This window comes from Pseudomonas marginalis, from assembly GCF_008692035.1.
Taxonomy (GTDB): domain Bacteria; phylum Pseudomonadota; class Gammaproteobacteria; order Pseudomonadales; family Pseudomonadaceae; genus Aquipseudomonas; species Aquipseudomonas marginalis.
The window spans coordinates 2,789,873-2,815,781 of the sequence record NZ_VTFG01000001.1 but is presented as its reverse complement, the minus strand read 5'-3'; the positions used below and the strand labels follow the sequence as shown (position 1 = coordinate 2,815,781).

The window sequence follows — 25,909 nt, the reverse complement described above, 5'->3', positions numbered from 1 at the left end:
CCCTGCCGCAGTCGTGCGCTTTTTTAGAATACTCCGGCTTTCTTCCAACCCAGGTAGCGTGTCACCAGGGCCGCCCCCATTTCTGATGGCAACGTATCCAACGCCGACAGACCGTGGGCGTTCATGCGGTCATGCAATTCATCCCGAGTATTGAGGTAGTCGACAGTACCGCTGTAGGCCAGGGCTTCGGGCAAGGTTTGTACGGGGGATTGGCGCAGTCGATCGAGTACTTCCTCACGCATACTTGCCACCAGCACCCGATGTTGACGACTGATGCGCTTGACGGCGGAGAGCAGGGCTTCATCATCCTCATCCCGCAGGTTGCTGACAATAATGACCAATGCCCGCCGTTTTTGCCGGGCCAGCAGTTGGCTGGCCGCTGCCTGGTAGTCGGCGGTTCGGCGGCTGGTGTCCAGGTCATAGACCGTATTGAGCAACAGGTTCAATTGGCTGCTGCCCTTGACCGGTGCCAGGTAGCGTGGCTGGTCAGTGGCAAAGGTGCACAACCCCACCGCATCGCCCTGGCGCAGGGCCACGTAGCTAAGCAGCAGGCAGGCATTGAGGGCGTGGTCGAAATGGGACAGCTCGTCATCCTGGCTGCGCATGCGTCGGCCGCAATCGAGCATGAACACGATCTGCTGGTCGCGCTCGTCCTGATACTCCCTGGCGATGGGGGTACGTTGCCGCGCGGTCGCTTTCCAATCGATTTGCCGCAGGCTGTCGCCCTCACGAAACTCGCGCAGCTGATGAAACTCCAGTCCCAATCCTCGTCGTTGCCGTTGACGGACCCCCAGTTGGCTCAACCAGTTATCCACACCCAGCAGTTGTGCCCCGTACAGGCGGGCGAAGTCCGGGTAGACGCGGGTGGCATCCTCGGCTTCGATAAAGCGCCGTGCAGACCAGAGCCCCAAGGGACTGGGCAGGTGGACTTCGCAGCGACTGAACGCGAAATGCCCACGCCGCAAGGGGCGCAGGCGATAACCCAGCTCACTGCGTTCACCAGGGTGCAGTTCGATGGACTGGGGCAGGTTTTCCACGCTCAGCCCGTCGGGGACGTGATCGAACACCTGCACTGTCAGCGCCTGTGGGTAGTCATGTTCCAGGGACAGGCGGACTTCGCCCCAGCGCCCCAGCGCCAGGCTGCCGGGCATCTGCCGGTGCACGCGTGGTGAGGGTCGGCGGCGCAGTCGCAGCGCGTCGAGCATGGCCAGCAGCAACAGCGCCAGGAGCAAGCCCCATGTTATTGAGTGCAAGGTCTCGGGTACCTTGAGCTGCAAGGCGGCCGCAGCGCCCAGCAGGATGCTCAAGCCCAGCAGTACGCTGAGCCAGGCTAATAACAGACGGGTCGGTTTCATGGACGGGTCATTGCCGGGGGGCCGGAATCTGGTCCAGCAGCTGCTTGAGCACCTGGTCGACCTCCAGCCCGTCTATATCCAGTTCTGGCGCAAGACGTACCCGATGACGCAGTACCGCCAGGGCACAGTCCTTGATGTCATCCGGTGTGACGAACTCGCCTGCACGTAACAAGGCCCGTGCGCGGGCGCCGCGTACCAGGGCGATGGAGGCTCGCGGGCCGGCGCCTATGGCCAGTCCCGGCCAGCTGCGGGTTGCTCGCGCCAGGCGCACGGCATAGTCGAGCACGTGTTCATCCAGGGCCAGTTCACTGGCGACCAGCTGCAGTTGCAGCACGTCCTCGGCCTTCAGCACGGTGCGCAACGGGTGCACGTCCAGCATGTCGGCCCGTGATGAGCGTGTCACTTCGCGCACCATATCCAGTTCCTGCTGCGCATCGGGGTAGTCCATGCGTACCTTGAGCATGAAACGGTCCAGTTCGGCTTCCGGCAGGGGGTAGGTGCCTTCCTGTTCGATGGGATTTTGCGTGGCAAGTACCATGAACGGCTGGCCAATGGGCAGCGCCTCGCCTTCGAGGGTGACTTGCCGTTCCTGCATGGCTTCGAGCAGGGCTGCCTGGGTCTTGGCCGGAGCGCGGTTGATTTCGTCGGCCAGCAACAAGTGGGTGAATACTGGCCCCTTGCGCAGCTTGAACTGTTCGGTGTGCAGGTCGTACACCGCGTGGCCGGTGACATCGCTGGGCATCAGGTCCGGGGTGAACTGGATCCGCGCGAATTCGCCGTCAAAGCAACGGGCCAGGGCACGTACCAGCAAGGTCTTGCCCAGCCCGGGGACACCCTCGAGCAATACGTGGCCGCCGGCGATCAGCGCGGTGAGTACATCATCGATTACCTGATCCTGCCCGATCACTGCCTTGCGCAGTTCAATGCGCAGGGCCTGGGCCTGCTGGCTGGCGCGTTGCAGAGAGTCGCCGGGCAGGGTGGTAGCGCTGGGAAATTCGCTCATAGGGCATTCCTGAGAGTTTGCAGGCACGCCACCTGCCGGCTGAAATCGGCACTGGAAAGCCGTTTCGTCGGGAGTGGGCCGAGGGCCTGGCTGATGACGTGGGAGGGTTGGCGCGTCAGGTGGGCAAGTACTCGCCCCTGTTCCGTGTTGTCGAGATGTTCAAAGCCGGGGTGACGCCGCCGTGCGGCGCGCAGGATGTCGCGCTGCAAGGCCTGCAACAGGGTGCCTTGGCCGCTGCGACGCAGCAGGAAGTCGGCGCTGGCTTTCAGGTGCTCCTGCAATTGCCGGCGTGCCTTGGGGGCGGGCGCCTGGATTGGGCCCTGGCGCATACCTGCCTGCCAGAGTGCCAGGGCAATCAGGGCAATAAGCGCCACCAACGCCTGGGGGAAATAACGCAGCAGCAGGGTGAACAGGTCATCTACATCGCCGTTGAACAACAAGGTTACGGCAGTGCCCTGGGTCAGATGCCACAGCAGCCAGGCATTGTCGTGTTTGCCAATGTCCGGCGTTTTCCACAGCTCGCTGTCGGTGATCACCGTTACGCGGCCTTGCCCGAGGTCGAGTTGCATCAAGTGGCTCGACCGGGCGCTATTGGCTGAAAATTGTGCCAGGTGCTTGGGGTCGATAAGGTTGAAGTCGGTGTCGAAACTGAAATAGACCGGGGCTGTGTCGTTGTCGACATACAGTTTGGTCAGGTCCGGTGCTTTATTTTTGCGGGCTGGGGCCGGGGCATCGGGTTCATCGCTGAGGACTTGGTGGATAGGCAGGCGATCGAGCAGCAGGTCGCCGCTCTTGCCGGTTTCTTCGTCCCACAGGGCCTCGGCGACCACCAGTAGATGGCCGCCGGACCTGGCCCAGTCCAGGAGTTGCCCTGCCTGGCGTGGCGACATGTTGCCGCGTTCGCCCAGCAACAGCAGGCTGTTGCCCTTGGCGGGCAGGCTCGCCAGGCGTTCCAGGCCATTGGCGCGCTCAACGGCCAGGCCTTGCAGGCGCAGAAAGTGTTCGGCTGCCAGGTAAGGATTGGCCAGGGCTTCCGGGGAGGGGCCGCGGTCCACCACTTCTTCATAGGGGATCGCTTTGCTCCATGCGTAAAAACCGCCCGCTCCAAGCAGGCACGCCAACAGCAGCCCCACCCACAGTAATGGCCGGTTCATCGGGCGCCTCCCGCACTGAACAGGGCACGCCAATCGTTGCACAATGTCTGCTGGACTGAGACCGGGGGCAGGTGATGGCCATAGGCGAGGTTTTGCCAGTGCCGCGTCAATTCATCACTGAAGGCCAGCAACTGCGGCTGCTGCAACTGGTGAACCCGTTGCAGGACCTCGCCTTCGGTGTCAGCGCTTCTAAGGGGCAGGTTGAAGTCATGCAGCAACCTGCTCAGCAGGCCACGATACAAAAGGCCGAGGGCCTCCCGTGGCTGGGTAGACCAGAGTTGCTCGGCGGCGCTGGCGATATCCTCGGGCAGGGTCTCGGCGCCCAGTTCCAGGCCGAACAATTGCGCGGGTGGTGGTTTCGCTGCTTTGGGTGTACGTGCCCCGCGCAGGCTGACAAAGGTGCGCAACCAGTCCCGATAACGCCAGGCCATCAGGGCCACGCCACCGATCAGCAGGCTCCATAACAGCACTTCCAGGCCTTGGGCGACAGGCTTGAACGTGTTGCTGTTGAGGTTGTCCAGCAGTGCCTGCAGCCACGCCGGAAGTTTGCCGTCACTGTGTGCCTTGTTTTTAACGACGGACTTTTCTTCGCCAAAGCGATAGCGGGTGACGGTTTCCGGATTTTTGAAGGGCGGCTTGTCCAGCAGCGACTTGATGGACTGGCTTGCGCTCTGGGGGGGCAGTGGCTTGGCGTCATCCGCCATGGCGGGCGGCTTGAATGGCAGCAAGGTCAGCCCGATCACCAGCACTAACAGTGGCGCCACACTGCTCAGACGCTGGCGCAGGCGGCGGAATACCAGCTCCAGGTCCCACGCCTCCAGCAGGGTGCGGCGATTGAGATAAAGGCTGAAACCACAGGCGACATAGATGGGCTCCCAAAACACCAGGATCAAGGCGTAGAAGGCATTGCTCAAGTGTTCCAGCCAGACCCCCTCGGAGCCCGTCGCCAGCGCCAACCGTTGCCAATCCCAATCCAGTTCAAGCTGTTGCGGAATGAATAGATAGAACAGCGCCATGCAGCCGAACCACAAGCCGATTTCCAGGTGCACCCCAACGGTGGTCAACCAGCGCGCTGCACCGGCATTGCGCTGCTGCAGCACGCCCAGGCGTTTCTGGCGCGCCTGGCCGTCCAGGCCTTCGAGCTGGCTGACCGGCATTATAAAACTGCGGCTGAGGCTAAGTCGGCGCCAGGTCAGGCTGGCCAGCAGTTGGTGGTTAAGCAGTCTTGGCCATTGGCGCACGGCCTGCTTAAGGCTGGGTGTTTCGCCGAACAGGGCTTTGGAGAGGATATATAAAGGCAAGCGGTCGAACGCCGGTTTGAGCCACCAGAACAGGAACACGGCTGTGGACGGGTATTTCCATAGCAACGCGGTAAGCAGGGCAAAAACCGGCAGGGTCACCAGCGCCCAACTGCTCATCAACAGCAGGCGATGCTCCCGGGCCATTAATACCCCAAGGTCCATGGCCTCCCATGCGGTACGCGGGCGAATCGCCACGCTGGCATTACTCAGGCGCATGGCGAGTCCGTCCGGCAAGGGTCAGGTAAGCCGCCACCAGTAGCCAAAGTGCAGCACCCACCAGGTATTTGATCCAAGGGGCGATCTGGGTGGTGGAAGACCAGTAGGCCTCGATAAATGCTGCGATCAGCAGGAACACCATGACACCGCACAGCAGTTGCACACTCTTGCGAGCGGCGAGCCGCAGGGATTCGCCACGGGTCAGTTGCCCCGGGGCGATCAACGCCCAGCCCAGTTGCAGGCCCGCGGCACCGGCGAGTGCAATGGCCGTCAACTCAAAGGCCCCATGGCCGATGACAAATGACCAGAAGGTCTGCCCATAGCCGATTTCGGTCAGGTGCCCGGAAATCGCGCCGATGATCAGCCCATTGAATATCAGGAAAAACACACTGCCCAGGCCGAACAGCAAGCCGGCGGCAAATGTCTGAAAGGCGATACCGATGTTGTGCATCACGTAGTAGCCAAACATCATCCAGTCTTCGCTCGAAGCACGTTCGGCAGCGCGCCCCAGCCGGCTGGCCTCGGGGTCATACATGCCCTGCATCTCTGCCACCTGCTGGGGGCTGACAATGCTGTAGATCAGGTCGGGAAACAGGTAGACCAGCAGGGCAATGCCCAGCAGGCTGCCAAAGAACAGCAGGCTGGCAATCAACACGAAACGCCACTGTTCTCGCACCAGACGCGGAAAATCGGCCAGGACGAAACTCAGCACGTTCGCGGCCAATTGGCTGCGGTGGCGATACAGTTGTTGATGGCCGCGCAATGCCAGTTGTTGCAGGGGATCCACCAGGTAACTGCTGTAGCCGCGCTCCTGGGCGAGGGCCAGGAGCTGGCATAGACGCCGGTATTGATGAGGGAAATCGGCCATATCACTGGCCTTGGCCTTGCCGTGTTCCAACTGCTTCAGTTGTTCGGCAAACGCTTGCCATTGGTGTTGGTAACGGCTTTCGAAAAGACTCTGCTTCATGTCGGCCCCAGCAGGCCGCGGGCCACACCGTTGAGTTGCTCCACGGCGCGGGCCGGGGACACCTGCAGCGGCGTCGCAAGGATCGAGGCGAGTTCGTGTACCCGTTCAGGGGACAGTTCGCCCTGGCGTTCGGCGAAGCCAAGAATCGCTCGCTGTTCACTCAGGTCCAGGGCAAACGGCAAGCGCAGGGCTGCAGCGTGGGGCACCTGGGGACGTGCCAGCGGCTGTTCGCGGTAAACCACCAGGGCGCCAGCGGCCAGGTCGCCAAGGCGTTTGAAGTGAGGATGCTGCAGGCAACTGATGGCGCCGAGAAAGTAGCCGAAAGGCAGCATGTCGACAAACCGCAGGAGGTTGCGGATCAGCGACGCCGACCAGCCTATGGGGGTGCCGTCGTCCTGCACGACCCGCAAGCCCATGACCTGTTTGCCCGGTGAGCAGCCCTGGTTGAGCACCTCGAACAGCACCATGTACCACCAACTGACCAGGAACAGCAGAAGCGATCCCAGGCCGATACCGATATTGCCGAGCAACGCCAATGGCACCAGCAGCACGCCCATGATCACTGCGCGTGCGCCGAGGTCGAAGGCAAATGCCAGCGCCCGTGGCACCAGGCCGGCTGGGCGCAGCGGCAGGTCGATGCCCTCCGGGGTCTCGATCTGGTAGAGGGTGTCCAATGGGGCTGATGGCATCGCGATCCTTGGCAGTGCAGAGCGGCTGGAGACACGGATGCTAACAGTGTCCGTGATGGAAGCAACTACTCAAGGTTTTGCTGGATGTTTGTACAGTGGAATTGGTGCTGGCCCCGAACACGGCTGAACGCCTAGACTTTGTCGATCTTCAGCACAGGAATAGCCCGTGACCACCATTTTCTGGTACGACTATGAAACCACCGGCATCAACCCGCGCAGCGATCGCCCACTGCAGGTTGCCGGCATTCGTACGGACCTCGATCTCAACGAGGTCGGCCCGCCGGTCAATCTTTACTGCCTGCCCAGCGACGACATCCTGCCCCATCCCGCCGCCTGTGCCATTACCGGTATAACCCCTGGAATACTGGCGGAAAAAGGCCTGGCCGAGGCCGATTTCATGACCCGTGTACATGCCGAACTGGCGGCCCCGGGGACGTGCGGCGCAGGTTACAACACCTTGCGGTTTGACGACGAAATGACGCGCTACAGCCTGTATCGCAACTTTTTCGACCCCTACGCGCGGGAGTGGCAGGGCGGTAACAGCCGCTGGGACCTGATCGACGTGGTTCGCACTGCCTACGCCCTGCGCCCGGAAGGCATCGAGTGGCCGCAGCAGGATGGGCGCGTGACCCTCAAGCTCGAGCGCCTGACCGCCGCCAACGGGATTGACCATGGCCAGGCCCACGATGCGTTATCCGACGTGCGTGCCACCATCGCCCTGGCGCGCCTGGTGCGCGAGAAGCAGCCCAAGCTGTACGACTGGCTGTTTCAACTGCGCAGCAAGCAACGGGTGATGGACCAGGTGCGCCTGCTGCAACCCATGGTGCATATCTCCGGACGTTTTTCCGCCGAGCGTCATTACCTGGGGGTCGTGCTGCCCCTGGCCTGGCACCCGCGCAACCGCAATGCACTGATTGTCTGCGACCTTGGGCTCGATCCCCAGGGGCTGCTGGACCTGGATGCCGCTGCCTTGCGCCAACGCCTGTATACCCGTCGCGAGGACCTTGCCGAAGGTGAACTGCCGGTGCCGCTCAAGTTGGTGCATATCAACCGTTGCCCCGTGGTCGCGCCCTTGAACGTACTGCGGGCCGAGGATCGTGAACGCCTGCAATTGGATATGGATATTTGCCAGGCGCGAGCCCTGCGGCTAACTGACGCACAGGCACTTTGGCGCGATAAGTTGGCGGTTATTTACGCCGAGGAAGATTTTGCCCCGAGCGCAGACCCGGAACAGCAGCTTTACGAAGGTTTTATCGGGGATCGTGATCGACGGTTATGCGAGCAAGTCCGGGCGGCGGAACCTGCGCAGTTAGCCAGCCAGCAGTGGCCTTTTGATGATCACCGTTTGCCTGAATTATTGTTTCGTTACCGGGCGCGTAACTTCCCCGATACGCTGAACGGCGAGGAGCTACAACGTTGGAAACTTTTCTGTCAGCAACGTTTGGCAAATCCTGAATTCGGCGCGCCGAATACCCTGGAGGCATTTAATCACGCTCGGCAGGAGTTGGCCGTTAGTGCGACGCCGTTTCAGCAGCAGGTGCTGGAGCAATGGCAGAGATATGCCGACTCTTTAGCCGCTCGTGTGAATCGGTAATAGCGGTTTGTAGAAAAGACGGTCAATAAAAAACGCCAGCAAGCTGGCGTTTTTAATGGGTTGCGTATCAAGCGCAGACCGGGTGAGGCTTAGCCCAGCAGGGTAGCCCAGCCTTCAACCACGTCACCGCCCCACTTGGCTTTCCACTCTTTCAGGGTCTTGTGGTTGCCGCCTTTGGTTTCAATCACTTCACCGTTGTGCGGGTTTTTGTATTGCTTGACCTTGCGCGCACGCTTGGTACCGGTAGTTTTCACGGCGCCACGGGGTGCTTTAACTTTCGACTCTGGATCCAGCAGCGCGATGATGTCACGCAGGGATTTGGAGTATTCACCCATGAGGGTGCGCAGTTTGCCTTCGAATTCCAGCTCGGTTTTCAGTTTGTCATCTTGGGACAGGTTCTTCAAACGAGCTTGCAGCTCTTTGATAGCTTCTTCGGTGGCACGGTATTCGTTGATCAGAGACATGTGGACTACCTTATGTAGAACGCTGATTGACAGGGATAGTGGCCCAATAATAGTCAGGCGGTTTCCCCAAGTAAACATTTAAGCGCGTATTCAGGTGAATTACTTTGAATGTTTGTGAAGACGCTATGCAATCGAGTTAATTAGTAGGGGCTACCCCGAAAATAATCTCCTTGAAATTCGCATAATTGCTGCGGCGTGCGCTGTTCATTCATATAGTAATGGTAAAACCATGCGCTATTAAGGGATGTGGCCAGGGCAACGGATCAGAATAAGGCTCATCGAATACTGCAGTTTTTCTGCACAATCGCTAGAATGGCGGCCTTTGTGAAGTTCTGGAGTTCCCCCCTAATGCGCACTTTTCGGCTGGTGATTGCTTGCCCGGACCGGGTCGGCATCGTTGCCAAAGTCAGTAACTTTCTGGCCTCCCACAACGGCTGGATCACCGAGGCGAGCCATCACTCGGACAACCTCAGCGGTTGGTTCTTCATGCGTCACGAAATCCGTGCCGACACGCTGCCCTTTGGTCTTGAAGCGTTCCGCGAGGCATTTTCGCCCATCGCGGAAGAGTTTTCGATGACCTGGCACATCACCGACACCGAGCAGAAAAAGCGCGTGGTGTTGATGGCCAGCCGCGAATCCCACTGCCTGGCCGATTTGTTGCACCGCTGGCACAGCGACGAGCTGGACTGCGAGATTGCGTGCGTGATCTCCAACCATGACGACCTGCGCAGCATGGTCGAGTGGCATGGCATCCCTTACTACCACGTGCCGGTCAACCCGCAGGACAAGGAGCCGGCGTTCGCCGAGGTCTCTCGCCTGGTCAAGCAGCATGAGGCCGATGTGGTCGTGCTGGCGCGCTACATGCAGATCCTGCCGCCTGAGCTGTGCCGCGAATACGCAGGCAAGGTGATCAACATTCACCACAGCTTCCTGCCGTCGTTCGTGGGGGCCAAGCCTTACCACCAGGCTTCCCTGCGTGGCGTGAAGTTGATTGGCGCAACCTGCCATTACGTCACCGAAGAGCTGGATGCCGGTCCGATCATCGAGCAGGACGTGGTGCGTGTCAGCCACAGTGACAGCATTGAGGACATGGTGCGGTTTGGCCGTGATGTCGAGAAGATGGTGCTGGCCCGTGGCCTGCGCTATCACCTGGAAGACCGCGTGCTGGTGCACGGCAACAAGACGGTCGTATTCTGATTCAAGCGTCTTGGTTGAACAAAGAAGGGCCTGGGCGTTAAATCGCTGCAGGCCCTTTTTCATTCCCCGTACTTTTCAGGACCAGGCCATGACCGACCCACTTGATAAAGCCACGTCCAAGGCGCCTGCGACGTTGGGTGAGGGCTGCCTGAGTCGTTACGACCCGGATGCGCTGGAGCCGGAAGACGGTACGGACTTTCCGGGAGCCGCCGAGCTGTGGGAGCAATTGCAGGAGGCCGATGAATTGCCCGGAGCCCCTGGCCGAGGTGCTTGAGCGACCACCTGTTCAGCCAGCCAGGCAGCCTTGGTCTGCGGTGTTCGCCCTGCGTCGAGTAGGCGTTGTACGGTTTCAAGCCAATAGCCGCGAGAGAATGCGTGGCGCATGTCTACCGGGTGCACGCCCAGGCGAATCACCGGGGCGGCGTGCCAGCGCTGTTCGCGACGATCGCTGATGACTCTGGACACCCCTCGGCGCCATGCACTGCGCGCACTCCAGGTCAGGCCCGGGGCTTCGATCGGCGTGAAATCGGGCAGTCGATACAGATGCTGCGGGCTGCTGGTGTAGCTCAGCGGTAGTTGGCGCAGGGCCTCGCGAGTGCCTTGGCTCATTAACCAGGCGGGTGCGACGAAGCCGTGCAACGGCCAGTCATGACGCCGGAATACTTCAATGCCATCCTGAAGACGATCAAGGGCCTGGGCTTGAGACAGTTGATAGAACTCAGCCTCATGGGTGTAGAGGCGGCGCATGAACCAGTCTTTGGGTGTGCGCGGTGCCGGTTGGTCATCGCAATGGTAGTAACCGTGCAAGGCAAGTTCATCGCCCTTGGTCACGCGGCGATCCAGCAGGCGTTGAAAATCGCCGTGGGCAGTCAAGGCGTCGCGATGATGGAAGTCCGGCACCACCAACCATGTGATTGGCACGGCGCCCAGGGCATCGACGGCTTCGACAAAGGGCCGATAATCGGCCCAGTTGTGCGGCGCCACATCGTGCAGCACCAGTAATACCGAGCGCTCATGCATGGGAAGGCATCGGCTTGTGACTGCCCAGTACCGCGTGGTAGTGGCCGAGCAGGCTGTCGACCACCGTATACCAGGCGTAATGTTGTTCTACATGACGCCGAGCCTGCGCGCCCAGGCGCCTGCTGCCGAGGTTGAACAGCTCGCGCACCGTATCGGCCATCGCCCTTGGGTTGTTCGGTGCGCACAGCAGGCCGCAGCGTTCGTCGACTATCTCCGTGAACGCGCCAGCCGCCACCGCGATTACCGGTATGCCGCAAGCCATGGCTTCGAGGATGACCAGGCCAAAGGTTTCCTGGTCGCCGCCATGCAGCAAGGCATCGGCACTGGCCATCAGCCGGGCGACATGCTGTGCCGGGCGAAACCCCTCGATGACGGTGACATTGGCCGGCACGCTGGTCGGCATGCCGGAGCCCACCAGCACCAAGTGATAGCCGTCCCCCAGGCGTTTCATGCAGCGAAGCAGGATCGGCAGGTTTTTTTCCTTGGAGCCGCGCCCGGCAAAGATCAGCAGGCGGGTGTCTTCGCCGATCCCCAACTCGGCGCGCAGGCCTGGGTCGCGGGCGTCAGGGGTAAAGGTTTGCAGGTCCACGCCCAGTGGTTGGACGAACACATTCTTCACGCCGAGCCCCATGAGCTTGTCGGCCATTACCTGGCTGGGCGCCAGTACTCGGTCGAAACTTCCATAGAGTTTGCTGACATAGGCTTCAACGTTCGGGGCAAGCCAAGACCCCATGCGGTTGCTCACCAGTAGCGGTAAGTCGGAGTGGTAAAAGCCGATCACCGGCACATCCAGCTGGCGCCGGGCATCCAGCGCGGCCCAGGCGGTGAGATAGGGATCACCTACCTCGATCAGATCGGGCTGTAAATCGTGCAGGACATTTCGCCAAGGGGCGAGGCGAAGGGGGAAGCGGTAGCCTTTGCCGAAGGGCAGCGCGGGAGCCGGTACCTTGAAGATGCCATCCTGGTTGCTCCATTGCGCGCCAGGAATCAACAGGCTATGGCGAATGCCGGGCTTAAGCCTCAGGCGTCGGTGCTTGGCGTCCAGGTAAGTGCGCACGCCGCCGCTTGTCGGGGCGTAGAACATGGTTATGTCAGCGATATGCACGATGAACATCCCTCCGATCCATTGCTCTCCTAACGTGGACCTGAGCTAAGGATAGATGTTCGGTTGGCGTTCATCGTGAAAACAGTGCAGGAGCCTGACCGGCTCCTGCGGTAGTTCAGATCCGGAAGCTGCCCACCAGCTGTTTCAACCGTGCCGCCTGCTGTTCCAGGTCGGCGCAGGCGCGCAGCGTCGATTGCAGGTTTTCCACGCCTTCCTGATTGAGGGTGTTGATCTCGGTGATGTCCATGTTGATCGACTCCACGACCGAGGTCTGCTCTTCAGTGGCGGTGGCCACCGACTGGTTCATACCGTCGATCTCGCCAATGCGCTGGGTCACGCTGTTCAAGCGTTCGCCGGCCAGGTTGGCGATTTCCACGCTGTCATGACTGTGGCGCTGGCTGTCGCTCATGGTGCTGACCGAGTCACGGGCACCGATTTGCAGTTCCTCGATCATCTTTTGTACCTGCTGTGCCGACTCCTGGGTGCGATGGGCCAGGTTGCGCACTTCATCGGCGACCACCGCAAACCCGCGCCCGGCTTCCCCGGCGCGTGCGGCTTCGATAGCGGCATTCAGTGCCAGCAGGTTGGTTTGCTGGGAAATACTGGTGATTACCTCAAGAATCTGGCCGATATTCACCGTCTTGCTGTTAAGTGCTTCGATATTGCTGCTTGAGGCACTGATCATTGCAGACAGCTGAGTCATCGCCTTGATATTGCGTTCGACCACCTGTTGACCGTCTTCGGCCAATTGCCGTGCATCACTGGCCTGGTTGGAGGCCTGTGCGGCGTTACGCGCGATTTCCTGTGCGGCGGCGCCCAGTTCGTTGATCGCGGCGGCAACGCTGTTGGTGCGGTTGGCCTGTTCGTCGGAATTGACCATCGACGAGTTGGACGCACTGACAACCCGCAGTGCGACTTCATTCACCTGTTGGGTGGCTGAGGACACTTCGCGGATCGATGTATGAATGCGCTCTACGAAGCTGTTGAATGCGTTACCCAGGGTGCCGAACTCATCGTGATTCTGGATGGCCAGGCGGCGAGTCAGGTCACCTTCGCCGTCGGCGATGTCCTGCATCGCGCGAGTCATCACGTGCAGCGGCTGCAGCAGCACGCGTATCAGCATGCCGAGCAGGGCGATGATGATCACCACGGCAATCACGGTGGCGATTACGGCGGAGGTGCGGAATTTGCTGAGCATTGCGTAGGCTTCGTCCTTGTCCACCGATACCCCGAGGTACCAGTTCACCGAGGGCAGCCCCTTGATCCGTGTGAAAGTAACGATGTTGTCCTTGCCGTTGGCTTCGACTTCGCTGAAGTCGCCGCTGATGGTGGGCGTGTGTTTTGGGTAGACATCGGAGAGGGACTTCATCACCAGGCTTTTGTCCGGGTGTACCAGCACCTTGCCGTCGGCACTGACCAGGAACGCATAGCCCATGCCACCGAAGTTCAGTGCACCGATGTTGTCCACCAGGGTCTGCAGGCTCAGGTCGCCGCCGACCACGCTGATGCTCTGGCTGCCCTTGGCGCTGGGGGTGGCGATGGAGATGATCAATTGCCCGGTGGCTGCGTCGATGTAGGGCTCGGTCAGGGTCGAACCGTTGCTGCTCTGGGCACCTTTGTACCAGGGGCGAACGCGTGGATCGAAGCCGTCCGGCATCTTGGTGTCGGGACGGATGGTGAAGGCGCCCTGACTGTCACCCACGTAGGTGGCCATGAACGATGACGTCAGGGTTTTCTGCTCCAGCAGGCTTGCAACCGCAGCGGGTTCAGGGTTGATGGCGATGTTCTGTGCGGCGTTTTCCACCAATGCGATACGTCCGGTCAGCCAGGTCTGGATACTGTTGGCGGTGACGTCGCCCATCTCGTGCAGGTAGCTATTGAGGTCTTCGCGTATCGCGTTACGTTGCAAATAGTCGTTATAAAGGGTGAACAGCGTAAATGCCGCGATGACGATAAGGGAGGCTGCAAGCAGGATTTTATGGCTGAAACGCAGATTTTTATTCATAGCTTGAAGGGTCCGCTAAGGTCTTAATATCCGAAGCGCGTCCTTGTGGAACACGCGGGAGGGTAGCGTCAAAAAAAGTTTGATATTTCCGTTGGTCCCTGTAGGAACTATCTGAGCGTTTTTTAGACTTTGTGGGTCTCACATCTGTCTTATCGACCTGGCGACATTAAAGATTAACCATGGGTGACGAAATGCCTGACTCCACGCAACTCCTTATCGGTGCCGGTCTTGACGGCCAGCCCATTGCCCAGGCCATGCGCCTGGCCAACCGTCACGGCTTGATCGCCGGCGCCACGGGCACAGGCAAGACGGTCACGTTGCAACGTCTGGCAGAAGCGTTCAGTGATGCGGGCGTCGCGGTATTTGCCGCGGATATCAAAGGTGACCTCTGTGGCCTGGGTGCCGCCGCCAACCCTCAGGGCAAAGTCGCAGAGCGCATCGCCGGCATGCCGTTCCTTAATTACACGGCCAAGGCGTATCCGGTCACGCTATGGGACATCCACGGGCAGTCCGGTCATCCATTGCGCACCACCATCAGCGAAATGGGGCCTTTGTTGCTCGGCAGTTTGCTGGAACTCACGGACAGCCAGCAGTCGGCCCTTTACGCGGCGTTCAAGGTGGCGGATCGCGAAGGCCTGTTGCTGCTGGACCTCAAGGACCTCAAGGCCCTGCTCAACCACCTGCGTTATCACCCGGAGTTGCTCGGCGAGGATGCGGCGCTGATGACCACCGGCTCCAGCCAGGCGCTGTTGCGGCGTCTGGCAGTATTGGAGCAGCAGGGCGCCGAGGCGTTGTTTGGCGAGCCGGCCCTGCAGCTTGAAGACATCTTGCAGCCCACCCGCGAGGGACGCGGGCGTATCCATCTGCTGGATGCCAGCCGCCTGGTGCATGAAGCGCCGAAGGTGTACGCGACCTTCCTGTTGTGGCTGTTGGCGGAATTGTTCGAGCAGCTGCCCGAGCGCGGCGATGCCGACAAACCGTTGCTGGCGCTGTTTTTCGACGAGGCGCATTTGTTGTTTGCCGACACGCCCAAGGCTTTGCAGGAGCGCTTGGAGCAAGTGGTGCGGCTGATCCGTTCCAAGGGCGTGGGGGTGTATTTCGTCACCCAATCGCCGGGCGACCTGCCGGACTCCGTGCTGGCGCAACTGGGTTTGCGCATCCAGCATGGCCTGCGGGCGTTCACCACGAAAGAACAGAAATCCTTGCGGGCGGTCGCAGACGGGTTCCGGCCGAACCCGGCGTTTGATGCGTTATCGGTGTTGACCGAGTTGGGCACGGGTGAGGCATTGGTGGGCACCTTGCAGGAAAAAGGTACGCCTGAAGTGGTCCAGCGCGTACTGGTCGCGCCGCCGCAATCGCGAATCGGGCCGCTCAGCGTCGCTGAACGCGCTGCATTGGTGGCCGGTTCGCCCTTGCAGGGGCGCTATGACAAGCCGATTGATCGCGAGTCGGCCTATGAAGTATTGATGGCGCGCAAGGCGCTTGGACCGACCGAAGAGGCCAGGCAGGCCGACGAGGAGCCCAGCTTCACCGACAAGGCCGGGGCGTTTCTGGGAACCACCGCAGGCAAGGCGCTGAAGTCCGCGATGCAGCAGGCCGCCAATCAGATGGGGCGCCAACTCGTGCGTGGTTTGCTGGGGTCTTTGCTGGGCGGCAGTAAGCGCAAGTAGCGGTTCAGGGCTTGGGCTTGCCATGGGCGGCCAGCCGCTCAAGTGCCGCGCGCAGGCCCGGATCGCTGATCCCGTCGGCCGTGGCCTGAATCGTCTCGGCCGCCGTCTCCGACAAGTCCATCGTGTGGCCCGCCGCGCCTTGCTGCACGGTCGGCGGCTGCACCTTGAACTGGATGCGCGTCAAGCTGGCGAACTCATCGAACGCCATCAATTGACGCTGCAGGCGTTTTTGCTGATAGCGCAGGCGGGTCGCCCAGTGGCCATCTGTGACAATCAGCAGCAGGTTGCCTTCACGCCAGGACGCCACGTGGCAGTGCTCACGGGCCGCCGGTTGCAGTTGGCTTTCGAGCAGGCGTTGCAAATGGCCCAAGCGTTGCGCATGGCCAAAGATGGCTTTCAACGGCTTGGCTTCGCGAAGCAACACGCTGGGCGCGCGGGCTGTAAGAGGGCGAAATGCCATGATTGGACACCTTAAGTAACAGAGCGGCCATCTTAGCAGAAAGCGTCTACGCGGCCCCGGGCAATGCATTGCCGGGGCTTTATCCACAAAATCAATGAGCTCCACGGGTTGAAGTTCGCGCAAAAGCCCTTATTTTAAACAAGCCCTCTCACAGCCCCTTGCCCGCCTCGGGGAACAACGCCACTTTCCTCACCCACGATTCCGGGTAGAATGCGCGTTCGCATGCGGCCGTGAGGGCTGCTCGGGCCACTCACGGTGCGCCCTCCATCCCTATGTGTGGAAGAACCTGCCGATATGTTTGCGCCTTTGTTAAAGAAACTTTTTGGAAGCAAGAATGAGCGCGAAGTCAAACGCATGCTCAAGACGGTGCAGCTGGTCAATGCCTTCGAAGAGCAGATGGTTGCCCTTTCGGACGAGCAATTGCGCGCCAAGACCGAAGAGTTCAAGGCCCGCATAGCCAAAGGTGAAACCCTCGACAAGCTGCTTCCCGAAGCCTTTGCGGTTGCCCGTGAAGCCGGTAAGCGTGTCATGGGCATGCGCCACTTCGACGTGCAGTTGATCGGCGGCATGACCTTGCATGAAGGCATGATTGCCGAAATGCGTACCGGTGAAGGCAAGACCCTGGTAGCAACCCTGGGTGTTTACCTCAACGCACTGTCCGGCAAGGGCGTGCACGTTGTGACGGTGAACGACTACCTGGCTCGTCGGGACGCCAACTGGATGCGCCCGCTGTATGAATTCCTCGGCCTGACCGTCGGCGTGGTAACGCCGTTCCAGCCGCCGGAAGAGAAGCGCGCCGCCTACGCCGCCGACATCACCTACGGTACCAACAACGAATTCGGTTTCGACTACCTGCGCGACAACATGGCGTTCAGCATGGAAGAAAAATTCCAGCGCGAACTCAACTTTGCCGTGATCGACGAAGTCGACTCCATCCTCATCGACGAAGCCCGTACCCCGCTGATCATCTCCGGCCAGGCCGAAGACAGCTCGCGCCTGTACACCGAGATCAACAAGTTGATCCCGCGCCTTGAGCAGCACATCGAGGAAGTGGAAGGCGTGGTGACCAAAGAAGGTCACTTCACCATCGACGAGAAGACCCGCCAGGTCGAACTCAACGAAGCCGGTCACCAGTTCGTCGAAGACATGCTGACCCAGATCGGCCTGCTGGCCGAAGGCGAGAGCCTGTACTCGGCCCACAACCTGGGCCTGCTGACCCACGTGTATGCCGGCCTGCGTGCCCACAAGCTGTTCCATCGCAATGTCGAATACATTGTGCAGGATGGCCAGGTCGTACTGGTCGACGAACACACCGGGCGTACCATGCCGGGCCGTCGTCTGTCCGAAGGCCTGCACCAGGCCATCGAAGCCAAGGAAATGCTCAACATCCAGGCCGAAAGCCAGACGTTGGCGTCCACCACCTTCCAGAACTACTTCCGCCTGTACAACAAGCTGTCCGGCATGACCGGTACCGCCGACACCGAAGCGTTCGAATTCCACCAGATCTATGGCCTGTCGGTGGTGGTCATCCCGCCGAACAAGCCGCTGGCCCGTAAAGACTTCAACGACCTGGTGTTCCTGACCGCCGAAGAGAAATACGCGGCGATCATCAACGACATCAAGGACGGCATGGCCCAGGGCCGTCCGATCCTGGTAGGTACCGCCACCATCGAGACTTCCGAGCACGTGTCCAACCTGCTCAACAAGGAAGGCATCGAGCACAAGGTCCTCAACGCCAAGTTCCACGAAAAAGAAGCCGAGATCATCGCCCAGGCCGGTCGCCCGGGTGCGCTGACCATCGCCACCAACATGGCCGGTCGTGGTACCGACATCCTGCTGGGCGGCAACTGGGAAGTGGAAGTGGCTTCGCTGGACGATCCGACCCCTGAGCAGATCGCCCAGATCAAGGCAGACTGGCAGAAACGCCACCAGGCCGTGCTGGAATCCGGTGGCTTGCAGGTGATCGCATCCGAGCGCCACGAATCCCGTCGTATCGACAACCAGCTGCGCGGTCGTGCCGGCCGCCAGGGTGACGCCGGTTCCAGCCGTTTCTACCTGTCCCTGGAAGACAGCCTGATGCGTATCTTCGCCTCGGATCGGGTGAAGAACTTCATGAAGGCCCTGGGCATGCAGTCCGGTGAAGCGATCGAGCACCGCATGGTGACCAACGCCATCGAGAAGGCCCAGCGCAAGGTAGAAGGCCGTAACTTCGACATTCGTAAGCAACTGCTCGAGTTCGATGACGTCAACAACGAACAGCGTAAAGTGATTTATCACATGCGTAACACGTTGCTGGCCGCCGACAACATTGGCGAAACCATCGCCGATTTCCGTCAGGACGTGCTCAACGCCACTGTCAGCGCACATATCCCGCCACAATCGCTGCCTGAGCAGTGGGATGTCGCTGGCCTGGAAGCGGCGTTGAAGAGCGACTTCGGTGTCGACTTGCCGGTCCAGCAATGGCTCGACGAAGACGACCACCTGTACGAAGAAACCCTGCGCGAGAAGCTCATGACCGAGCTGCTGGCCGCGTACAACGAGAAAGAAGAGCAGGCGAGTGCCGAAGCACTGCGCACCTTCGAGAAGCAAATCGTACTGCGTGTGCTGGACGACCTGTGGAAAGACCACCTGTCGACCATGGACCACCTGCGTCACGGCATCCACCTGCGTGGCTATGCCCAGAAGAACCCGAAGCAGGAGTACAAGCGCGAGTCGTTCACGCTGTTCTCCGAGTTGCTGGATTCGATCAAGCGCGATTCGATTCGCGTGCTGTCCCACGTTCAGGTGCGTCGCGAAGACCCGATCGAGGAAGAAGCGCGCCTGCGCCAGGAGGCCGAGGCACTGGCTGCGCGCATGCAGTTCCAGCACGACGAGGCACCCGGTCTGGAAGCGCCTGAAGTATTGGGTGAAGAGGTCGATGTGGCCCTGGCCCAGACCCCGGTTCGCAACGAGCAGAAGCTGGGCCGCAACGAACTGTGCTGGTGCGGTTCGGGCAAGAAGTACAAACACTGCCACGGCGAAATCAACTAAGATTTTTGCCTGACGCTGCTACACCCCGCGCCGCGACCGGCCCCTGCCGTCGCGGCGTTTTGCCATTAACTTCACCGTCGATCACGACGGCACAGACATCACCTATTTTTAAGGAGCGCATTCATGGCTGTTGGTCTTGGTCCTTTGCCCACATTGCACCCGGTTGCCGGTTTTGAGCTCGGTATCGCTTCGGCCGGCATCAAGCGTCCAGGGCGCAAGGATGTGGTGGTGATGCGCTGTGCCGAAGGCTCGACCGTTGCGGGCGTGTTCACCCTCAACGCCTTCTGCGCCGCGCCGGTGATCCTGGCCAAGCAGCGTGTTGCCGGCTCGATTCGTTACCTGCTGACCAACACCGGCAATGCCAACGCCGGTACCGGTGAGCCTGGGCTGGTCGCCGCCGCACGTACCTGTGCCAAGCTGGCCCAACTGGCCGGCGTGGACGCCAGCCAAGTGCTGCCATACTCCACCGGCGTCATCGGTGAGCCGCTGCCGGTCGAAAAAATCGAAGGCGCCCTGCAAGCCGCGCTGGACGACCTGTCTGTGGATAACTGGGCGGCAGCCGCCACCGGCATCATGACCACCGACACCCTGCCAAAAGGCGCGAGCCGCCAGTTCGTGCACGACGGTGTGACGGTTACCGTGACTGGCATCAGCAAGGGCGCGGGCATGATTCGCCCGAACATGGCCACCATGCTTGGCTATATCGCCACCGACGCCAAGGTTTCCCGCGATGTGTTGCACAGCCTGATCCTGGACGGCGCCAACAAGTCGTTCAACCGCATCACCATTGATGGCGATACGTCCACCAATGACTGCTGCATGCTGATCGCCACCGGCCAGGCCAACCTGCCGGAAATCACCGAAGCCAGCGGCCCGCTGTTCGCGGCGTTGAAGCAGGCGGTGTTCGAGGTGTGCATGGACGTGGCCCAGGCCATCGTGCGTGACGGTGAAGGCGCGACCAAGTTCGTGACCGTTGAAGTCAACGGCGGCGGCAACCACCAGGAATGCCTGGATGTCGGCTACACCGTGGCCCACTCGCCGCTGATCAAGACCGCGCTGTTCGCCTCCGACCCGAACTGGGGCCGCATTCTGGCTGCCGTCGGCCGTGCCGGCGTGCCGGACCTGGACGTGAGCAAGATCGACGTGTTCCTGGGTGACGTATGCATCGCCAGCCGTGGCGCCCGTGCCGAGACCTACACCGAAGCCCAGGGTTCGGCGGTGATGCAGCAGGAAGAAATCACTATCCGCATCGAGCTCGGTCGCGGTGAGTGCAGCGAAACCATCTGGACCACCGACCTGTCCCACGAGTACGTGAAGATCAATGCGGAATACCGCACCTGATAGAAGAGGATAAGCGCGGTGAAACGAGTGCATGTAGCAGCAGCGGTGATCCGCGGTGTCGACGGCAGGATCCTGCTGGCGCGCCGTGCCGATACCCAGCATCAGGGCGGCCTGTGGGAGTTTCCCGGTGGCAAGGTGGAGGCCGATGAGTCGGTCGCCACGGCCCTGTCCCGTGAGTTGCAGGAAGAGCTGGGTATTCAGGTCTCCACGGCGCGACCGCTGATCAAGGTGCAACATGACTACCCGGACAAGCAGGTGTTGCTGGATGTCTGGGAAGTCTCGGCCTTTACCGGCGAGCCCCACGGCGCCGAGGGACAACCGCTGGAATGGGTGACCCCGCGCGATCTGCCCCACTATGAGTTCCCGGCCGCCAATGCGCCAATCGTGGCGGCTGCGCGCTTGCCGGCCGACTACTTGATCACGCCGGGCGAGCTGGAAACGCCCACGCTCCTGCGCGGGATCCAGAAGGCTATCGCCGGTGGCATCAAGCTGATTCAGTTGCGGGCGCCCAACGGTTACGACCCCAAATACCGCGATCTTGCGGTAGATGCGGTGGGCCTGTGCGCCGGTAAGGCGCAGTTGATGCTCAAGGGTCCGTTTGAATGGCTCGGGGACTTCCCGGCGGCCGGCTGGCATATGACTTCGGCCCAACTGCGCAAGTATGCGAGCAAGGGCCGGCCGTTGCCGAAGGACCGCTGGTTGGCGGCGTCATGCCATAACGCGGAAGAACTGGCGTTGGCGGAGTTGATGGACGTGGATTTTGTCACGCTGTCGCCGGTGCAGCCGACCCAGACCCATCCCGATGCGCAGCCGTTGGGCTGGGAGCAGGCGGCAGAGTTGATCCGTGGGTTCAGCAAACCGGTGTTTCTATTGGGTGGGGTAGGGCCTGCTGAGCGGGAACAGGCTTGGGAAGCCGGCGCTCAAGGTATCGCAGGGATTCGGGCGTTCTGGCCTGAGGTTTGATGCTGTTCTGAAGGGCCCTATCGGGAGCAAGCCCCCTCCCACATTCGACCGGGTTCCAACTTTGGAATGTGATCAAAGTGTGGGAGGGGGCTTGCCCCCGATGAGGCCCTATCAGTCACCGAATCATCATCAGTGCGGCTTCGCCGCCGCCTGCCACAACACTTCTGCAACACCCTGGCGCCTGGCAATCACCCTTGCCGCCACAAACAGCAAATCCGACAGCCGATTGATATACGCCAACCCCACCCCTTCCAACGGCTCGACAGCATTCAAATGCTGACAGCGCCGTTCGGCACTGCGCGCCAGGCTGCGGCACACATGGGCCTGGGCAATCAGCGCTGAACCACCGGGCAAGATGAAATTCTCCAGGGGCCCGAGCTCTTCGTTCCAGCGATCGATCGCCGCTTCCAGCCGATCCACTTCCGCCGCGTTCAATGCCTTGTACTCCGGCATTGCCAACTCCCCACCCAGATCGAACAATCGATGCTGGCAAGGCGTAAGCACCTCGATCACGTCCTGTAAGCCTGGATGCTGTCCGCCGAGGGCTTCGAGATACGCCAGCAGTAACCCCAACTGGCTATTGAGCGTATCGACCTCGCCGATGGCCTCCACCCGGGGATGGTCCTTGGGCACGCGGCGGCCGTCGCCGAGGCCTGTTTCGCCTTTATCGCCAGTGCGGGTGTAAATCTTCGACAGGCGAAAGCCCATGGTCAGTGCTCCAGTTGGGTGAGTTCGTAAGGTGGCAGTTGGCCCGCGAGGGGCAGGCGCAAGGTGAAGCAGGTGCCTTGGCCGAGGGTGGAATGCACCTCCATCTGGCCCTTGTGGTTGTTGGTGATGATGAAGTACGACACCGACAGCCCAAGCCCGGTGCCCTGGCCGATTTCCTTGGTGGTAAAGAACGGCTCGAAGGTGCGTTTGCGCACGTTTTCGCTCATGCCGATGCCATTGTCTTCCACCTGGATTTCCGCCCACGGCGGGTTAAGGCGCGTGCGCAGGATGATGCGCCCCGGTTCGCTGTCGTCTTCGCGCAGATGAATGGCCTGGGCGGCGTTTTTCAGCAGGTTGAGCAGCACCTGTTCCAGTTCGTTGGCCGTGCCGGGCACGGGGCCCAGTTGCGGGTCGAACTGGCGGATGATCGCCTGGCCCTTGAAGTCGAAGCCAATGGCCAGGTCAAAGTCGTTACCGGCGATTTCTACCGCCTGGTCGATCAGCGCCGGCAGGTCGCAAGGCGCCATCTGCCGGTTGCTGCGGCGGCTGAAGCTGAGCATATGGGTGACGATTTTCGCCGCCCGTGCCCCCGCCTGCTGGATACCGTCGAGCAGTTGCGGCACTTCGCGGCTTTGCAGGTAGCGGTTGACGGTGTCCAGCTCAACCCCCACCTGCTCGGCGTGTTCCAGGTTCTTGGGCAGGTCAGGGGACAGGCGCCGGCGAATGTTCTGCACGTTATGCAGGATCGCCCCCAGCGGGTTGTTGATCTCGTGGGCCATGCCGGCGGCAAGTCCGCCGACGGAAAGCATTTTTTCCGACTGCACCATCATCTCTTCCAGTGACAGGCGCTGGGTGATGTCGTCGATACGGATCACTACGCCGCGCCCGGCACCGCCCATCAGCGGGTAGAAGGTCAGGGCGTAATGCTTGGGTTCGTCGTCCTTGACCCAGGTGACGCGCTCGATGCGTTCCACCGTGTGTTGCTCCACCGTGGCCTTGATCTGCGGCAGGTACGGCTTGAGCGGCTGGAAGGCGAGGTAGATCGGTTGATTCAGCGCTTCATCCAGGCGCGTGCCGGACAGAGCCGTGGCTTCCTGATTCCATTGGGTGACGTAGAGCTGTTCGTCCAGGGCGATCAGTGCCGAAGGCATCGAGTCGATGATGCTGTTCAGGTAGTTCTGGAAACCGGTGAGCTTTTTCTCGATCTTGCTGCGTACCTGGACTTCCAGCTCCAGCTTGCGGTTGGTGTGGCGCGTCTCTTCGGCCAGGCCTTGTGCCTGGTCGTAGGCCGCCTGGGAGTCGTCCCGCGCGCGCTTGAGCTGCTGCTCCCGGGCTTCGATGCGCGACAGCATGGTGTTGAAGGCTTCGGCCAGGCTGCCGATTTCGTCGTGGTTGCCTGGGCCGGCGCGCAGGGCGTAGTTCTCTTCGCGGGTGACCTGGCGTGACAGCTCTTCGAGCTCATGGATCGGCCGGGTGATCAGGCGTTTGATTTGCCGGGCGATGATCAACCACAGCAGCACACTGAAAATCAGGATGCCCAGGCTCGCCGTCAATGTGCCGGTATAGAAGGCCACCGGCAGCTCACTGCTGGCCACCAGCAGCAGGTGGCCGGACGGTTGGCCGGGGCGGGGCAGGGTGATGACCTGGTTACTGCGAAATTCGGTCACTCGCCAGGCTTCGATATGCCGGTAGTTGTCCGGGAGGTGCAGGCGATCGCCGTGTTGCATCTGCGCCAGGCGATTGCCTTCGCCGTCGTACAGGGCGGCGGCGCGCAGGGGAGAATAGCTGGTCAGTTCATTGAGCAGCGCATCGGCCTTGGCTGGGGATTCAAGGGCTTCGGCGGCCAGGGCCGGGTTGGACACCAGCCGGCCGATGGCCTGCAAGGCCTGGGGCGCCATGCTTTCCTGGGAGATCCAGTAGGCGGCGCTGATAAAGGTCAGGTTAGCCACCAGCAGGACGGTGGTCAGCAGCACCAGCAGGGCGGCCAGCAGTTTCTGCCCGACCGGTAGGTTTTCTAGACGCTGGCGCAGCGGCATCAGGGTTTTCCCAGGTGATAGACAGGCGGGCAGGGTAGCGCGTGGTTCAGTCGCGGGGCAATCCGCGTGCAAGTAACTGCTCGACCAGGCGCACTTGCAGCTGTTGCACATGGGGCAGGCTCAATTGGTGACGGGCGGCCGCCTGGCAAGCATAGCCCAACAAGTAGCTGATCTCGGTGCGGCGGGCGTTGGCCACGTCCTGGTACATGGAGGAATAATTGGCGGCCGTGGCCTGGATGACCCGTTCCACTTCCTGGTGCAGATCCAGCGCGGCGGTGGGTTGGCCGCAGCATTCCAGCAGTTCGCCAAGCTCGGCACACAGGGTCGCGACTTCACATTGATGGTTCTGCAGTTCGCCGTTGCGGCACTGGTAAAGCACCGTCAGCGGGTTGATCGCGCAATTGAGCGCCAGTTTGCGCCACAGGCGCGTCAGGATGTCGGTACTCCATTCGTGGGGGATGCCCGCAGCGTGCAAGTCATCCAGCCACAGCGGCGGAGTAGGGTGGCTCGCGTCCCCCAGCCAGGTGTAGCCATGGCCGGCGAACACCACGCGCCAGTCACCGTCGCGAAACGCGCCTTCGGTGCTGGAGGCAAAAATGCAGCGCGCCTGGGGCAGTTGCGCGGCCACCGCGTCTTGGCTGCCGAGGCCGTTCTGCAGCAGGATCAGCTCGGCGTCCGATGCCAGGCGGTGTTGCAGCTGTGCGACAGCGCCCTGGGCGTCGTAGGCCTTGCACGCTACCAGCAGGCGATGAATCGGCTCGGGGCTGTCGGGCGTTTCAGCGAACACCGGGTGGGTATGGGCGACGCCGTGTTCCACGAGGGTCAAGCCGGGTGAAGCCCGGTAGCTGGCCAGGCGCCTGGCATCGCGCAGGATCAACCTGACGGGCAAGCCGGCACGAGCCAGGCGGGTGGCCCACAGTGTGCCCAGGCTGCCCGCGCCGAGAATATGCCAGGTGGTCGACATCAGTTTTTGCTCCGTAGGGTCGCTCACAGTGAACGGGACGAAAGAACCGCTATAATGCCCCGGCATTTTAGCTCGGGCGCGCTCCATCTCTACTGAACCCGCCCCTTATATTGGAGAAATCACATGCCTTCGTTCGACGTGGTATCTGAACTGGACAAACACGAAGTCACCAACGCCGTCGAGAACGCCGTCAAGGAGCTGGACCGCCGCTATGACTTGAAAGGCAAGGGCAGCTTCGAATTCAAGGAAAAGGAACTGACCGTCAACCTGACCGCTGAAGCCGATTTCCAGCTGGAAGCGATGATCGAGATACTCAAGTTGTCGCTGGTCAAGCGCAAGATCGACGCGCAGTGCCTTGAAATCAAGGACGCCTACGCCTCCGGCAAGCTGATGAAGCAGGAAGCCGTACTCAAGGAAGGTATCGACAAGGAGCTGGCGAAGAAGATCGTCGCCCATATCAAGGATGCCAAGCTGAAAGTCCAGGCTGCCATCCAGGGTGAGCAGGTTCGTGTCACCGGCAAGAAGCGTGATGACCTGCAGGAGGCCATTGCCGCCCTGCGCGCCAAGACTTTCGACATGCCGCTGCAGTTCAATAACTTCCGCGACTGATGGCACAGTGGGGAACCTGTGGACGTTTTCGGCGTCCCACGCCCCAGAGCCAGCGCCT

21 protein-coding genes and 2 pseudogenes are annotated in these 25,909 nt (G+C 61.1%); 8 read left to right on the top strand and 15 right to left on the bottom strand.

Annotated features, from left to right (window positions below; translation table 11 throughout):
• Positions 1-23 precede the first annotated feature (23 nt).
• Genes FX984_RS13200 through FX984_RS13175 form a run of 6 tightly spaced genes read right to left on the bottom strand, consistent with a single transcriptional unit; the run spans position 24 to position 6,685 of the window.
• Complete coding sequence (locus tag FX984_RS13200) at positions 24-1,355, bottom strand: DUF58 domain-containing protein (protein WP_027605514.1); 1,332 nt, start codon at positions 1,353-1,355, stop codon at positions 24-26.
• 7 nt (positions 1,356-1,362) lie between these two features.
• Positions 1,363-2,358 (bottom strand): AAA family ATPase, encoded by a 996-nt coding sequence (locus FX984_RS13195; RefSeq protein WP_027605515.1) that lies wholly within the window; start codon positions 2,356-2,358, stop codon positions 1,363-1,365.
• Positions 2,355-3,512 carry a DUF4350 domain-containing protein gene (locus FX984_RS13190; RefSeq protein ID WP_027605516.1) on the bottom strand — a complete coding sequence of 386 codons (1,158 nt, stop codon included), beginning with the start codon at positions 3,510-3,512 and terminating at the stop codon, positions 2,355-2,357. The genes FX984_RS13195 and FX984_RS13190 overlap by 4 nt, the downstream gene beginning before the upstream one ends.
• The gene (locus FX984_RS13185) at positions 3,509-5,029 is read right to left on the bottom strand and encodes a DUF4129 domain-containing protein (RefSeq protein WP_146477299.1); all 1,521 of its coding nucleotides are present in this window, start codon (positions 5,027-5,029) and stop codon (positions 3,509-3,511) included. The genes FX984_RS13190 and FX984_RS13185 overlap by 4 nt, the downstream gene beginning before the upstream one ends.
• Positions 5,016-5,996 (bottom strand): stage II sporulation protein M, encoded by a 981-nt coding sequence (locus FX984_RS13180; RefSeq protein WP_027605518.1) that lies wholly within the window; start codon positions 5,994-5,996, stop codon positions 5,016-5,018. Before FX984_RS13180 ends, FX984_RS13185 begins: the two co-directional genes overlap by 14 nt.
• Complete coding sequence (locus tag FX984_RS13175) at positions 5,993-6,685, bottom strand: RDD family protein (RefSeq protein WP_027605519.1); 693 nt, start codon at positions 6,683-6,685, stop codon at positions 5,993-5,995. Before FX984_RS13175 ends, FX984_RS13180 begins: the two co-directional genes overlap by 4 nt.
• A 166-nt stretch (positions 6,686-6,851) precedes the next feature.
• Here FX984_RS13175 and sbcB point away from each other — a divergent pair, with 166 nt between their 5' ends.
• The gene (sbcB, locus tag FX984_RS13170) at positions 6,852-8,279 is read left to right on the top strand and encodes an exodeoxyribonuclease I (protein ID WP_146477301.1); all 1,428 of its coding nucleotides are present in this window, start codon (positions 6,852-6,854) and stop codon (positions 8,277-8,279) included.
• An 89-nt stretch (positions 8,280-8,368) separates the two neighbouring features.
• Here sbcB and mvaT read toward each other — a convergent pair whose 3' ends face one another.
• Complete coding sequence (mvaT, locus tag FX984_RS13165; RefSeq protein WP_003175830.1) at positions 8,369-8,743, bottom strand: histone-like nucleoid-structuring protein MvaT; 375 nt, start codon at positions 8,741-8,743, stop codon at positions 8,369-8,371.
• A 348-nt stretch (positions 8,744-9,091) separates the two neighbouring features.
• Here mvaT and purU point away from each other — a divergent pair, with 348 nt between their 5' ends.
• Both purU and FX984_RS32730 read left to right on the top strand, forming a co-directional pair.
• Positions 9,092-9,940 (top strand): formyltetrahydrofolate deformylase, encoded by an 849-nt coding sequence (gene purU / locus FX984_RS13160; RefSeq protein WP_027605521.1) that lies wholly within the window; start codon positions 9,092-9,094, stop codon positions 9,938-9,940.
• 88 nt (positions 9,941-10,028) lie between these two features.
• Positions 10,029-10,214: a hypothetical protein gene (locus tag FX984_RS32730; RefSeq protein ID WP_081744424.1), complete on the top strand. Its 186-nt coding sequence runs from the start codon at positions 10,029-10,031 to the stop codon at positions 10,212-10,214.
• Positions 10,215-10,222: 8 nt separating this feature from the next.
• Here FX984_RS32730 and gpgD read toward each other — a convergent pair.
• The 4 genes and pseudogenes from gpgD to FX984_RS33180 form a co-directional block, all read right to left on the bottom strand.
• A pseudogene (gene gpgD, locus FX984_RS13150) lies at positions 10,223-10,960 on the bottom strand (N-acetylglucosaminyl phosphatidylglycerol deacetylase); the annotation flags it as partial.
• Entirely contained in the window at positions 10,953-12,074 is a 1,122-nt protein-coding gene (gene gpgS / locus FX984_RS13145) for an N-acetylglucosaminyl phosphatidylglycerol synthase (protein ID WP_146477303.1), read from the bottom strand. The pseudogene gpgD and the gene gpgS, both read right to left, overlap by 8 nt.
• A gap of 106 nt (positions 12,075-12,180) precedes the next feature.
• A complete protein-coding gene (locus tag FX984_RS33185; RefSeq protein ID WP_370671262.1) occupies positions 12,181-12,945 on the bottom strand; it encodes a methyl-accepting chemotaxis protein in 765 nt (254 codons plus the stop codon).
• Between the two features lie 93 nt (positions 12,946-13,038).
• Positions 13,039-14,070, bottom strand: a pseudogene (locus FX984_RS33180) (HAMP domain-containing protein); the annotation flags it as partial.
• A gap of 191 nt (positions 14,071-14,261) precedes the next feature.
• On the opposite strand from FX984_RS33180, the gene FX984_RS13135 reads away from it, so the two are divergent.
• Positions 14,262-15,740 (top strand): helicase HerA-like domain-containing protein, encoded by a 1,479-nt coding sequence (locus tag FX984_RS13135; RefSeq protein WP_051429346.1) that lies wholly within the window; start codon positions 14,262-14,264, stop codon positions 15,738-15,740.
• A gap of 4 nt (positions 15,741-15,744) precedes the next feature.
• On the opposite strand, the gene FX984_RS13130 is transcribed toward FX984_RS13135, so the two are convergent.
• On the bottom strand, positions 15,745-16,200 hold the full coding sequence (locus tag FX984_RS13130; RefSeq protein ID WP_027605525.1) for a DUF721 domain-containing protein: 456 nt from the start codon (positions 16,198-16,200) through the stop codon (positions 15,745-15,747).
• Between the two features lie 294 nt (positions 16,201-16,494).
• Between FX984_RS13130 and secA the strand changes: the two genes are divergently transcribed.
• The 3 genes from secA (at position 16,495) to FX984_RS13115 (ending at position 21,534) form a co-directional block, all read left to right on the top strand.
• Complete coding sequence (gene secA / locus FX984_RS13125) at positions 16,495-19,230, top strand: preprotein translocase subunit SecA (protein ID WP_027605526.1); 2,736 nt, start codon at positions 16,495-16,497, stop codon at positions 19,228-19,230.
• Between the two features lie 123 nt (positions 19,231-19,353).
• The gene (gene argJ / locus FX984_RS13120; RefSeq protein WP_027605527.1) at positions 19,354-20,571 is read left to right on the top strand and encodes a bifunctional glutamate N-acetyltransferase/amino-acid acetyltransferase ArgJ; all 1,218 of its coding nucleotides are present in this window, start codon (positions 19,354-19,356) and stop codon (positions 20,569-20,571) included.
• A gap of 18 nt (positions 20,572-20,589) precedes the next feature.
• Positions 20,590-21,534: a Nudix family hydrolase gene (locus FX984_RS13115; protein WP_027605528.1), complete on the top strand. Its 945-nt coding sequence runs from the start codon at positions 20,590-20,592 to the stop codon at positions 21,532-21,534.
• Positions 21,535-21,663: 129 nt separating this feature from the next.
• On the opposite strand, the gene FX984_RS13110 is transcribed toward FX984_RS13115, so the two are convergent.
• The 3 genes from FX984_RS13110 to FX984_RS13100 are packed head-to-tail and all read right to left on the bottom strand — an operon-like array spanning position 21,664 to position 25,242.
• Positions 21,664-22,242 (bottom strand): cob(I)yrinic acid a,c-diamide adenosyltransferase, encoded by a 579-nt coding sequence (locus FX984_RS13110; RefSeq protein ID WP_027605529.1) that lies wholly within the window; start codon positions 22,240-22,242, stop codon positions 21,664-21,666.
• A gap of 2 nt (positions 22,243-22,244) precedes the next feature.
• Positions 22,245-24,278 (bottom strand): sensor histidine kinase, encoded by a 2,034-nt coding sequence (locus FX984_RS13105; RefSeq protein WP_027605530.1) that lies wholly within the window; start codon positions 24,276-24,278, stop codon positions 22,245-22,247.
• 46 nt (positions 24,279-24,324) lie between these two features.
• Positions 24,325-25,242 carry a putative 2-dehydropantoate 2-reductase gene (locus FX984_RS13100; protein ID WP_108574755.1) on the bottom strand — a complete coding sequence of 306 codons (918 nt, stop codon included), beginning with the start codon at positions 25,240-25,242 and terminating at the stop codon, positions 24,325-24,327.
• Positions 25,243-25,365: 123 nt separating this feature from the next.
• Here FX984_RS13100 and FX984_RS13095 point away from each other — a divergent pair, with 123 nt between their 5' ends.
• The gene (locus FX984_RS13095; RefSeq protein ID WP_003175814.1) at positions 25,366-25,851 is read left to right on the top strand and encodes a YajQ family cyclic di-GMP-binding protein; all 486 of its coding nucleotides are present in this window, start codon (positions 25,366-25,368) and stop codon (positions 25,849-25,851) included.
• Positions 25,852-25,909: the final 58 nt, after the last annotated feature.

Coding starts and splice junctions, on each gene's coding strand:
- FX984_RS13200 (WP_027605514.1), bottom strand. CDS start 1,355: ATGAAACCGACCCGTCTGTTATTAGCCTGGCTCAGCGTACTGCTGGGC.
- FX984_RS13195 (WP_027605515.1), bottom strand. CDS start 2,358: ATGAGCGAATTTCCCAGCGCTACCACCCTGCCCGGCGACTCTCTGCAA.
- FX984_RS13190 (WP_027605516.1), bottom strand. CDS start 3,512: ATGAACCGGCCATTACTGTGGGTGGGGCTGCTGTTGGCGTGCCTGCTT.
- FX984_RS13185 (WP_146477299.1), bottom strand. CDS start 5,029: ATGCGCCTGAGTAATGCCAGCGTGGCGATTCGCCCGCGTACCGCATGG.
- FX984_RS13180 (WP_027605518.1), bottom strand. CDS start 5,996: ATGAAGCAGAGTCTTTTCGAAAGCCGTTACCAACACCAATGGCAAGCG.
- FX984_RS13175 (WP_027605519.1), bottom strand. CDS start 6,685: ATGCCATCAGCCCCATTGGACACCCTCTACCAGATCGAGACCCCGGAG.
- mvaT (WP_003175830.1), bottom strand. CDS start 8,743: ATGTCTCTGATCAACGAATACCGTGCCACCGAAGAAGCTATCAAAGAG.
- purU (WP_027605521.1), top strand. CDS start 9,092: ATGCGCACTTTTCGGCTGGTGATTGCTTGCCCGGACCGGGTCGGCATC.
- FX984_RS32730 (WP_081744424.1), top strand. CDS start 10,029: ATGACCGACCCACTTGATAAAGCCACGTCCAAGGCGCCTGCGACGTTG.
- gpgS (WP_146477303.1), bottom strand. CDS start 12,074: ATGTTCATCGTGCATATCGCTGACATAACCATGTTCTACGCCCCGACA.
- FX984_RS33185 (WP_370671262.1), bottom strand. CDS start 12,945: ATGGTCAATTCCGACGAACAGGCCAACCGCACCAACAGCGTTGCCGCC.
- FX984_RS13135 (WP_051429346.1), top strand. CDS start 14,262: ATGCCTGACTCCACGCAACTCCTTATCGGTGCCGGTCTTGACGGCCAG.
- FX984_RS13130 (WP_027605525.1), bottom strand. CDS start 16,200: ATGGCATTTCGCCCTCTTACAGCCCGCGCGCCCAGCGTGTTGCTTCGC.
- secA (WP_027605526.1), top strand. CDS start 16,495: ATGTTTGCGCCTTTGTTAAAGAAACTTTTTGGAAGCAAGAATGAGCGC.
- argJ (WP_027605527.1), top strand. CDS start 19,354: ATGGCTGTTGGTCTTGGTCCTTTGCCCACATTGCACCCGGTTGCCGGT.
- FX984_RS13110 (WP_027605529.1), bottom strand. CDS start 22,242: ATGGGCTTTCGCCTGTCGAAGATTTACACCCGCACTGGCGATAAAGGC.
- FX984_RS13105 (WP_027605530.1), bottom strand. CDS start 24,278: ATGCCGCTGCGCCAGCGTCTAGAAAACCTACCGGTCGGGCAGAAACTG.
- FX984_RS13100 (WP_108574755.1), bottom strand. CDS start 25,242: ATGTCGACCACCTGGCATATTCTCGGCGCGGGCAGCCTGGGCACACTG.
- FX984_RS13095 (WP_003175814.1), top strand. CDS start 25,366: ATGCCTTCGTTCGACGTGGTATCTGAACTGGACAAACACGAAGTCACC.